The organism is Pseudomonas sp., from assembly GCF_028293835.1.
Taxonomy (GTDB): domain Bacteria; phylum Pseudomonadota; class Gammaproteobacteria; order Pseudomonadales; family Pseudomonadaceae; genus Aquipseudomonas.
Window position 1 is genome coordinate 1 of the sequence record NZ_JAQGNX010000042.1, and the last position, 10,018, is coordinate 10,018.

General features: G+C 55.7%; 11 protein-coding genes and 1 pseudogene. 8 read left to right on the plus strand and 4 right to left on the minus strand.

Features of this window, described 5'->3' with window-relative positions; genetic code table 11:
• Positions 1-106: 106 nt before the first annotated feature.
• Both JWR17_RS26315 and JWR17_RS05075 read left to right on the plus strand, forming a co-directional pair.
• A pseudogene (locus JWR17_RS26315) lies at positions 107-276 on the plus strand (haloacid dehalogenase-like hydrolase); the annotation flags it as partial.
• A gap of 134 nt (positions 277-410) precedes the next feature.
• Positions 411-908 carry a ferritin-like domain-containing protein gene (locus tag JWR17_RS05075; RefSeq protein WP_299828930.1) on the plus strand — a complete coding sequence of 166 codons (498 nt, stop codon included), beginning with the start codon at positions 411-413 and terminating at the stop codon, positions 906-908.
• A 49-nt stretch (positions 909-957) separates the two neighbouring features.
• Here the strand turns inward: JWR17_RS05075 and JWR17_RS05080 are convergent, their stop codons facing one another.
• Positions 958-1,434, minus strand: coding sequence for a hypothetical protein (locus tag JWR17_RS05080; RefSeq protein ID WP_299828932.1), 477 nt, complete (start codon positions 1,432-1,434; stop codon positions 958-960).
• Between the two features lie 218 nt (positions 1,435-1,652).
• Here JWR17_RS05080 and nadA point away from each other — a divergent pair, with 218 nt between their 5' ends.
• A complete protein-coding gene (gene nadA / locus JWR17_RS05085; protein WP_299828933.1) occupies positions 1,653-2,711 on the plus strand; it encodes a quinolinate synthase NadA in 1,059 nt (352 codons plus the stop codon).
• Positions 2,712-2,815: 104 nt separating this feature from the next.
• Here nadA and JWR17_RS05090 read toward each other — a convergent pair whose 3' ends face one another.
• Positions 2,816-4,249: a M48 family metalloprotease gene (locus JWR17_RS05090; RefSeq protein ID WP_299828935.1), complete on the minus strand. Its 1,434-nt coding sequence runs from the start codon at positions 4,247-4,249 to the stop codon at positions 2,816-2,818.
• A 151-nt stretch (positions 4,250-4,400) separates the two neighbouring features.
• Here JWR17_RS05090 and JWR17_RS05095 point away from each other — a divergent pair, with 151 nt between their 5' ends.
• Together JWR17_RS05095 and JWR17_RS05100 are read left to right on the plus strand one after the other, a co-directional pair.
• Positions 4,401-4,652: a sulfurtransferase TusA family protein gene (locus tag JWR17_RS05095; RefSeq protein ID WP_299828937.1), complete on the plus strand. Its 252-nt coding sequence runs from the start codon at positions 4,401-4,403 to the stop codon at positions 4,650-4,652.
• 63 nt (positions 4,653-4,715) lie between these two features.
• Positions 4,716-5,786 (plus strand): AI-2E family transporter, encoded by a 1,071-nt coding sequence (locus JWR17_RS05100; protein ID WP_299828939.1) that lies wholly within the window; start codon positions 4,716-4,718, stop codon positions 5,784-5,786.
• An 82-nt stretch (positions 5,787-5,868) separates the two neighbouring features.
• Here the strand turns inward: JWR17_RS05100 and JWR17_RS05105 are convergent, their stop codons facing one another.
• Both JWR17_RS05105 and JWR17_RS05110 read right to left on the minus strand, forming a co-directional pair.
• Entirely contained in the window at positions 5,869-6,342 is a 474-nt protein-coding gene (locus JWR17_RS05105) for a peroxiredoxin (RefSeq protein WP_299828941.1), read from the minus strand.
• A gap of 10 nt (positions 6,343-6,352) precedes the next feature.
• Positions 6,353-6,916, minus strand: a complete 564-nt coding sequence (locus JWR17_RS05110; RefSeq protein ID WP_297836046.1) for a glycine cleavage system protein R — start codon at positions 6,914-6,916, stop codon at positions 6,353-6,355.
• A gap of 327 nt (positions 6,917-7,243) precedes the next feature.
• Here JWR17_RS05110 and dapA point away from each other — a divergent pair, with 327 nt between their 5' ends.
• Genes dapA through JWR17_RS05125 form a run of 3 tightly spaced genes read left to right on the plus strand, consistent with a single transcriptional unit; the run spans position 7,244 to position 10,014 of the window.
• Positions 7,244-8,122: a 4-hydroxy-tetrahydrodipicolinate synthase gene (gene dapA / locus JWR17_RS05115; RefSeq protein WP_299828943.1), complete on the plus strand. Its 879-nt coding sequence runs from the start codon at positions 7,244-7,246 to the stop codon at positions 8,120-8,122.
• 17 nt (positions 8,123-8,139) lie between these two features.
• Positions 8,140-9,255 (plus strand): outer membrane protein assembly factor BamC, encoded by a 1,116-nt coding sequence (gene bamC, locus JWR17_RS05120; protein ID WP_299828947.1) that lies wholly within the window; start codon positions 8,140-8,142, stop codon positions 9,253-9,255.
• Positions 9,256-10,014, plus strand: coding sequence for an MBL fold metallo-hydrolase (locus JWR17_RS05125; RefSeq protein WP_299828949.1), 759 nt, complete (start codon positions 9,256-9,258; stop codon positions 10,012-10,014).
• Positions 10,015-10,018: the final 4 nt, after the last annotated feature.

Below are 10,018 nucleotides of genomic sequence, written 5' to 3' on the forward strand. Positions count from 1 at the left end.
ACAATGCGATTCAGGGCTATTCATTGACCCCAGGTTTTGAAACCTACCCTGGCATGGGCTGGCTGGGCGTCATCGAGCAGCATCTGCCTGCGCAAGTGGATGCCTGAAAAAGAACATAATCGAGTTCGTCCAAGCGGTGACTGATCAGAGCAGCAAGGATTTCGTCAAACTCCAGAACCGCATCGCTGTATTCGACAATGACGGCACCCTGTGGAGCGGACAGCCGATGTACTTCGCATTTGTATTTGCTTGGAAGAGGTCAAGCGCACCGCGCCCAACACCCGGAATGGCATCACCGCTCGGCCAGCACACACCGCTGGTCAACTAAATCGAACTCCATTGCCCCTTGTCCTCTCACTTCTATGTGGCTCATCAGCCTGAAATCAAACGATCTTACGAGGACAGACGCAATGGCTCGAACAACCATAGAAGACCTGTTTATTCACGAACTGTCTGATGTGTATAGCGCCGAAAAGCAAATCACCAGAGCATTGCCACGGCTTGCGCGCGCGTCGACAAACCCGAAACTCAAGGCGGCGTTCGAATCCCACCTCGAAGAGACCCGGGGGCAAATCGAAAGAATCGATGAGTTAGTCGAAGGGGCAGGGCTAAAGCTAAAACGTATGAAATGCATGGCGATGGAAGGGCTTGTAGAAGAGAGTAAAGAGCTGCTTGATGAGATTGAAAAAGGTGAGGTGCTTGACGCCGGATTGATTGGCGCCTGCCAGAAGGTTGAGCACTATGAAATCGCCGCCTATGGCACCTTGATCGCCATGGCGACGAAGTTAGGTATGCCTGACGCAGTCAGTTTGTTGTCCGATACGCTGGCCGAGGAGAAAGCGGCAGATGAAAAGCTCACCGCGATTGCAGAAGAAGGCGGCGATCAAGCGGCGACACTGAGTCAATGAAAGGGTGCGCCTGCTGCCGTGGGCAGGCGCAGCTTTTTACCAAGACTGCTTATCGAGGCTTCATTAGCGAGCCAATAAGCGTGAGGTCACTGAGCTGAATCTTCATCTGCATCTCCAGTTGTTGCATGCCGCTAGTCACGGTAAACAGCACGTTGTTAAGCATGGAAACTTCAAATTGGGCCTGATTGATCCTGCTCTTGCGCTCTGCCGGACTTAACGTCTGGTCCTGCATCACCCGCTGTAACGCCCTCAACTTCTCTCCGATCCGTCCTTGTATGTCTCTAATGGCGCTGAGGTATTTTTTGATCCCGGTTGGCAGACTTGACGCGTCGATGTCGTCGACATTGTAATGATCTTCGATCAGCTTGCTTTTTGCTTCCGCCGATATCGACACGCCAGTTTCGGCCGATTTCTGAGCGGCCGTGTGCCCATCTTCGCCATCGACGCTTTCGCTTGAGTCGCTAGTGGTGATTGCCGAGGACGGCTGTAGCAGCAGGCTTGAAGGGCCGTTGTTTATAGCGTTCATGGTCTTCCTGACGAGAGGCTCACTACTTATGCTTATCGGCTCATAATGAAACGCCTTTAGTTGCTTTTGACCCGGTTGTTTATCGAGCTCGTTAAATATCTCCACCCGCCAATTTGTGAGTTGTTGCGTGTCGCCGGGGGGTTCAGGCTTTTTTTGTGGGTCTTGTTCAGGTGTACAATCGGCACCCGTGTACAAGCGCTATTGAGGTCCCCGCGAAAATGACGCAGATTTCAGAACGACTTTTAGTCCAGGCCCACCTCGACGCCAAGCAGCCAAAAGTGCTGAGCGCGGACGAGGAAGCGCATTACCGTGCAGCGATCGCCGCTGAGTTAAAAGCGCAAGATGCGGTGCTGGTCGCTCACTATTACTGTGATCCGGTTATCCAGGCGCTCGCCGAAGAAACGGGCGGTTGTGTCTCCGACTCGTTGGAAATGGCGCGTTTCGGTAATCAGCATCCGGCAAACACGGTGTTGGTCGCGGGCGTGCGTTTTATGGGTGAGACGGCGAAAATCCTTAATCCGGAAAAACGCGTGTTGATGCCGACCCTGGAGGCGACCTGTTCGTTGGACTTGGGCTGTCCGGCAGATGAGTTTGCGGCCTTTTGCGACCAGCATCCCGAGCGCACCGTGGTGGTGTACGCCAATACCTCGGCAGCGGTAAAAGCCCGTGCCGATTGGGTGGTGACATCAAGTTGCGCGTTGGAAATTGTCGAAAGCCTGATGGACAACGGTGAAAAAATCATCTGGGCGCCAGATAAGCACTTAGGTCGTTACATACAGCGCGAAACCGGTGCGGACATGTTGTTGTGGGATGGCGCGTGCATTGTCCACGAAGAGTTCAAGTCCAAGCAGTTGGAGGATATGAAAGCACTCTATCCGCAGGCCGCTATTCTGGTGCATCCCGAATCTCCGGAATCGGTAATAGACTTGGCCGACGCTGTCGGTTCCACCAGCCAACTGATCGCGGCCGCGCAATCGCTACCGAATAAAATGTTCATCGTCGCGACCGATCGCGGCATCTTTTACAAGATGCAGCAGGTGTGCCCGGATAAAATTTTCATCGAAGCGCCTACTGCCGGTAACGGCGCCGCGTGTCGCAGTTGCGCACATTGCCCATGGATGGCGATGAATACCCTTGAGCGCACCTTGCAGTGTCTTCGAGAGGGCAGCAACGAGATATTCGTCGATCCGGCAATAATTCCCCACGCCATCCGCCCGCTGCAGCGCATGCTGAACTTCACCCAGGCGGCACGGATGAAATTGGCAGGGAACGCCTGACAGTGACCTGTAGGAGCCGACGTGTTGGCGAGGCGGCTTGACTGACGCGTCGCGCAAGACCTCTCGCCAACACGTTGGCTTCTACCGAGACATGGGGCGGGTGCTTAGTTCATCATTTCTTTCAATAACCGCTCCTGCTCGGCAAAATCTTTCTGCCGTGCATCGATACGCGAGGCCAGTTGGAAATTGTTGTTGGCGCGGCGCTTGGCGATTTCCAGTTGCTGTTGCGCCTGTCGGTAATCACCGGTCAAGGCAAAGTACTCGGCGCGTGCCTGGCTGGAACCGATCATGTTGCCTGACAAACCGCGAATGTCTGCAACCAGGCTCCAGATATCCGGATCGGAAGGCCGGCTTTTCAGTAGTTGCTCCAGTCCTTTTTCCGCTTCGGCAGGCTTGTTTTGTTTAATCAACAAATCGACCCGTGCCTGGTTCAGCGGGTAGTTGTCAGGAAACTGCACTTTCATCCGGTCGAGCCGTTGTTGGGCGTCGGCCATTTTATTGTTGGCGACGTCGATCTCGACCTGGGCCAAATTGTACGTCACGTTATTCGGGTCTTTGGCCATCAGCGGCTTCAGCGTTTCGCGCGCATCGTTGAGTTGCGAAGCCTTGATTTGAGCGATGGCCAGGCCATAGCGTGCGTATTCGGACCGAGGATTTTCGTCTAACAGCGCGCGGAAGCGTTTTCCCGCAAGTCCCGACGATTCTTCGTAATACAGTGCGACGCGTGCGCGCATCAATTGGTACTGAACGCTGTCCTGCTTGCCGCCTGGCTTTTCTTGCTCGGCGCGGTTGCGTGTGTCAGCGATACGCGATTCAGTAACGGGGTGATCGAGCAAAAACTCCGGTGGCTTGGCATCGAATCGATATTGGCGCATCAGCCGTTCAAACATGTTCGGCATTGCCCGTGGGTCATAACCGGCTTTTTCCAGGTTGATGACACCGATTCGGTCAGCCTCTTGCTCGTTAGCGCGGGAGAAACGCGTTTGTTCCTGAATCGCCGCCGCCTGGGTGCTGGCAATCGTCGCGATCCCGGCATCGCCCGCACCCGCAGCGGCCATGACGATGCCGGCCAGCATGGCGGCGAGGACCGGAACCTGCATGCGTTGCTGCGCTTCAATGCCCCGTGCGAAGTGACGTTGGGACAAGTGAGCCAATTCGTGGGCGAGCACCGCTGCGTATTCGGATTCGTTCTGGGCATTGAGAAACAGCCCGCCATTAATCCCGACTATTCCGCCCGGTGCGGCGAATGCGTTCAGCTCGCGACTGTTGATCAGGATGAATTCCAGACGAGGATTCTGCACCTGACTGGTTTCTGCGAGGCGGTACACGGTGGTTTCGACAAAGTCCTTAAGTTGCGGGTCGGAGAGCTGGGATACTTGAGCGCGAAGCATCCCGAGCCAGGCGCGGCCCAGCTGATATTCCTGTTGCGGGGAGACAATGGAAGAGCTGGCGTCGCCCAGTGATGGCAAATCGTCAGCAAAACTCGGCGAAGCGAGCAGGCAAGCGAGCGTCAACAAGGTAGGGCGCAAAAAATTCATGCACGAAGCTCTAAGCGTTAAAGAGCCCTTACTGTAGCTGGCTGAATGGCTTGCTGACCAGAGTGAGGTATTCTTATCGCCTGTTTAGCCGTGGCGCCGCTGCAATCGGGCGCTAACAATGCAAATCAATGTGCCTGCCTGGAGGTAAATGATGTCTGACGCTTTAGAGCGGCCCGAGGCCGTTGACGCTGAGGTGGATGCCAGCGGGTTGAATTGTCCGCTGCCATTGCTCAAAGCCAAGCTTGAACTCAATCGCCTGGCCAGTGGCGCCGTCCTCAAAGTTATTGCTACCGATGCAGGCTCTCAGCGCGACTTCCGAACGTTTGCCAGACTGGCTGGCCACACGTTGCTGCACGAAGAAACAGAAGCGGGCATTTATCGTTATTGGCTGCGCAAAGCCTGAGGCTGGCGGTGCGTTCTTTTTTCCCTATCGATTGTTACTGACGATGACTGCCAAGGATTCTTGATGTTTAAGGTGCTACGCGACTGGATACAGCGGTACTTCTCTGATGAGGAAGCCGTCGTACTCGCGGTATTGTTGTTTTTGGCGTTTACGGTTGTTTTAACGTTTGGCCGCATGCTTGCGCCTGTATTGGCCGGGATGGTACTGGCGTTTCTCATGCAGGGCGTCGTTAGCTTGCTGGAGCGTTTGCGGATGCCCGAAGTGGCCGCCGTCGCGGTGGTTTTCGCCTTGTTCATGGGGGCGTTACTGGTATTCCTGTTGGTATTGGTGCCGCTGCTTTGGCATCAATTGATCACCTTGTTCAACGAGCTGCCAGGCATGCTCGCCAAATGGCAATCACTATTGTTGCTGCTGCCCGAGCGTTATCCACACTTGGTCTCTGACGAACAAGTGCTGCAAGCCATCGAAGTCGCTCGCGGTGAAACCGGAAAGTTTGGCCAATGGGCGCTGACGCTTTCGCTGTCCAGCCTGCCGTTGTTGGTCAATATCATGATCTACCTGGTGCTCGTGCCGATTTTGGTTTTTTTCTTCCTGAAAGACCGGACGATGATCGGGCGTTGGGTCAGCAGCTACTTACCCCGGGAGCGAACATTAATTACCCGGGTCGCGCAAGAAATGAACAGGCAAATCGCTAACTACATTCGCGGTAAGGTCATCGAGATTTTTGTTTGTGGCGGGGTCACGTACATAGCGTTCGTGGCCTTGGGTCTGAACTACGCGGCGTTGCTGGCATTATTGGTCGGCGTATCAGTAGTGGTGCCCTACGTTGGCGCGGTAGTGGTCACGGTGCCGGTGATGTTGATCGCACTGTTCCAGTGGGGTTGGAGCGATCAGTTTATCTACCTGATGGCGATATATGGTGTGATCCAGACTCTGGATGGCAACGTGTTAGTGCCGTTGCTATTTTCCGGAGCGGTCAACCTGCACCCGGTGGCTATCATCTGTGCGGTGCTGTTGTTTGGCGGATTATGGGGCTTCTGGGGCGTGTTCTTTGCGATACCGCTGGCTACCCTGTTCAAAGCCGTGTTGGATGCATGGCCACGCAATGAGCCGACAGTGTCGCCGCTGTTGTAGATACATCGGACCGGATCACAATCAAGGCGCTTTCGCTGCAAGCTACTTCAATGTATGCCGGCAGCGAACTCCTTTACGGCGATCAGCCGTTATTCAGTGTCTGTGCTTGCTCAAGCACGGCAGCCACATGGCCCGGCACTTTCACGCCGCGCCACTCGTGGCGTAACACACCCTCTTTATCGATCAAAAAGGTACTGCGGTCTACACCAAGGTATTCCTTGCCGTAGAGCTTTTTCAGCTTGATGACATCAAACAACTGACACAGCGCTTCGTCTTTGTCTGAAATGAGCTCGAACGAAAAGGCCTGCTTGGCTTTGAAGTTCTCATGGGATTTCAAACTGTCGCGGGAAACACCAAACACAACGGTGTTGGCTGCTTCAAATTCAGCGTGCAGGTCGCGGAAGCCCTGACCCTGGGTCGTGCAACCGGGAGTGCTGTCTTTCGGGTAAAAATAAACCACCACTTGCTGGCCCTTAAGCCCGGCCAGACTGATCATCTGCCCACTGGTGGCCTGCGCCTGAAAATCGGCGACAGCTTCATTTAAAACAACGGCCATTGATGTTTCCTTACATGGGAGCCTGTGGACGCCAAGGTTCAATCAAGGCATCAAGATTAAGCGCGTCGGCGAAATCCAGGAACTGATCACGCAGCCAACTGATCTGGATACCGGCCGGCAACGTAACGGTGAACGTTGCATTAAGCATCGTGCCGCCTGTTTGCGGCGCTTGGTAGGTATCACAAATGAGATTTTCCAGCTCGACGTTATGGTCGATGAAGAACTGGCACAGCTCATTGATGATGTCCGGGCGGTAAGCCGAGCTGACATAAGCCACATAAGGCAGCGCCTCAGGGCGGCTTTCCAGACTGGCGCTACGCACGACGCTGACGGTAAAGGCGTGCTTCTTCGACAGGCTGGGTAAACCCGTCTCCAGTCGAGCCAGAGCGTCCCAGCTACCTGATACCTGAAGAATCAGCGCACTGTATTCGCCATGTCGAGTCAGACGTGAACTCACCACTGAACAGCGGTTTTCATGACTGGCGCGGCACAGCACGTTGGTCAGCTCCATGGGGTTGGCGCCAAGGGCACTGATGACAAGGAATTGTTCGCGAACTGTGGGGGTGGACGACATTCAGCATTCCTAAGCGATGAGCGGTGAGTACATACAGTGGGCTTGCACGGCTGAGTCGACAATATATTCGTGCCGACGCCCAACCCAAACCCCAGTGACGCTTGCCCTCATGGCCGGGCCATGACGCGTGGCGACAGCATTGGCGCAAGGGTTCTGGCGGCAAAATACACCGATTGAACGAGCTGCGCAGACGACCCGTACTGACCAAAGAGCAAAGGGTAGCGAAAAGCATCGCTCAGGGGAATGCTCATAGCATGGTACTTCGCTTGTGCAAGGCTGATAGCGCCAGTACCATTACGGCTCTCTTTTTCCGGCAGGAGCGGTCGCATGATTGCGGGTAGCATGGTGGCACTGGTCACACCGATGGACGCAAATGGTCGTCTCGACTGGGATAGCTTGAGCAAATTGGTGGACTTCCATCTGCAAGAGGGCACCAACGCGATTGTTGCGGTCGGCACCACTGGTGAGTCGGCCACACTCGACGTGAGCGAACACATTGAAGTGATTCGCCGCGTGGTAGCCCAAGTTGCAGGGCGGATTCCCGTTATCGCGGGAACCGGCGCGAACTCTACTCGCGAAGCAATCGAACTGACGCGTAACGCAAAAACCGCCGGGGCTGATGCGTGCTTGCTGGTAACACCGTATTACAACAAACCGACGCAAGAAGGGCTGTATCAGCACTTCAAACTCATCGCCGAAACGGTCGATATTCCACAGATTCTGTATAACGTTCCAGGCCGTACCGCCTGCGACATGTTGGCAGACACGGTTGTGCGACTGTCGACAGTACCGAATATCATCGGCATCAAGGAAGCTACCGGCGATTTGCAGCGCGCCAAAGATATTCTGGCGCGGGTCAGCAGCGACTTCCTGGTGTGTTCGGGTGACGATGCGACGGCGGTCGAGCTGATGCTGTTGGGTGGCAGAGGTAATATTTCAGTAACGGCCAACGTAGCGCCGCGCGCCATGGCTGATCTGTGCGCCGCCGCTATGCGCGGTGACGCCGAAACAGCACGTGCCATTCATGAAAAGCTGATGCCGCTCAATAAGACCTTGTTTATCGAATCCAACCCAATTCCCGTGAAATGGGCACTGCATGAGATGGGTATGATGCCGGACGGTATTCGTCTGCCGCTCACCTGGCTCAGCGAGTCCTGTCACGAACCGCTGCGTCTGGCCTTGCGCCAGTCCGGTGTATTGCTTTAATGAGGAAGTATCACGCAATGAAGCGACTGGCCGGCCTTTCCGCACTAGCCTTGATTATCTCCAGTACCAGCGGTTGTGGCTGGGTCTGGGGCCCAGAAGGTTACTTCCGTGATCGCGGCAGTGATTATCTTGAGGCGGCCCAAACGGCGCCTATGCAGTTGCCACCGGATATCACGGGTGTGAAACGTCTTGATCCATTGCTGCCGATTCCGCGCAACGTGGCTAACGATACGGCTAAAGGCGAGTACACCGTACCGCGCCCTCAGCCATTGTCGGTAGGTGCGACTGCAAGTGACTTCAGCTTGCAGAAAACCGGTGACACGCGTTCGATCCTGGCTCAGCGCTCGCCGGCCGAAGTCTGGCCGATTGCGCACCAGTACTTTGAAGATAACGGTTTTCATGTGGCTGAAGACCGTCCGCAGACGGGTGAATTCAACACCACCTGGCAGCGTATCGACGGCCTTTCCGCCACCATGGCCAAGCGCCTGACCGTTAGCGGAGCCAACGCCGACACCGAAGCTCGGGTGCGTATTCGCATCGAGCCAGGCGTGCAGCGCAACACCAGCGAAATCTATGTCGTCAGCGTTACGCGGCCTGCGGGCAGCAGCACCGACGTTGAATTTCCGGCTAACACCACCAATTTGGGCCTCGACTCTGCATTGACCGACGACCTGTTGGCCAGCCTGAGCCGTAGCGCCGAGAAAGGCGGCTCGGTTTCCCTGCTGGCGGCCCGTGACTTCGATACTCCCAAGCGCGTTGCCTTGAGCGTAGATGGCAGCGGCAACCCGGTACTCAACGTTGCTGACGACCTGGACCGTGCATGGTCGAGCGTGGGTCGTGCCCTGGATCAAGGCGACTGGCGTGTAGAAGACATCAACCGCAGCCTGGGTCTTTACTACATCAACCTGGCAGAGAAGGCGAAGAAGCCTGAAAACGAGCCTGGGTTCTTTAGCCGCCTGTTTGGCAGCGCCCCGAACAAAGAAGAAATTGAAGCCCGCGCCGAACGTTATCAAGTCCGCTTGAGCAAAGTGGGTGACAACGTGCAGGTTACTGTCGAGAAGAATATCAATACCGTAGCGCCTGCCGATGTAGCGCGCCGGGTGCTGGGTATCATTCAAGACAACTTGGGTTAAGTGCGTTTCGCGGTATTAGGCAGTGGTAGCCGAGGGAACGGCACGCTGGTTGCCAGTAACGACACGTACGTGCTGGTGGATTGTGGTTTTTCCTTACGGGAAACCGAGCGGCGTCTGGCGCGTCTAGGTGTCAGCCCGCAGCAGTTAAGCGCAATTCTGGTGACCCACGAACATGCCGACCATGTGCATGGCGTGGGTTTGCTTTCGCGGCGCTACAATCTGCCGGTGTACCTGAGCAACGGCACGTTGCGCGGAATGCGCAAGCCTGTGGAGGCCGCAGGGTTTCTGTCAGGTGGTCAAGGGTTGCAAGTGGGTGCGCTGAACATTGACGTGGTGTCAGTCGCCCACGACGCCCTTGAGCCAACACAGTTTGTATTCAACGACGGTCAACGCCGATTCGGCCTGCTGACTGACCTTGGCTCATACTGCCCTGCGGTGTTACAGAGTTATCACGGCCTGGATGCCTTGATGATCGAAGCGAACCACTGCCGTGACATGCTGGCCAGAGGTCGTTACCCGTACTTCTTGAAAGAGCGGGTTGGCGGCGAACTGGGACATTTGAACAACCATCAGGCTGCCAACCTGGTGAGCGAGTTGGGATGGCAGTCGCTACAGCACCTGGTGCTGGGCCACCTCAGCAGCAAGAACAACCTGCCGCAACTGGCCCGGCAATGTTTTGTCGACACCCTCGGGTGCGACCCGGACTGGCTGCAACTGGCCGATCAAGATTCAGGGCTCGACTGGCGACACATCGCCTAGCCCA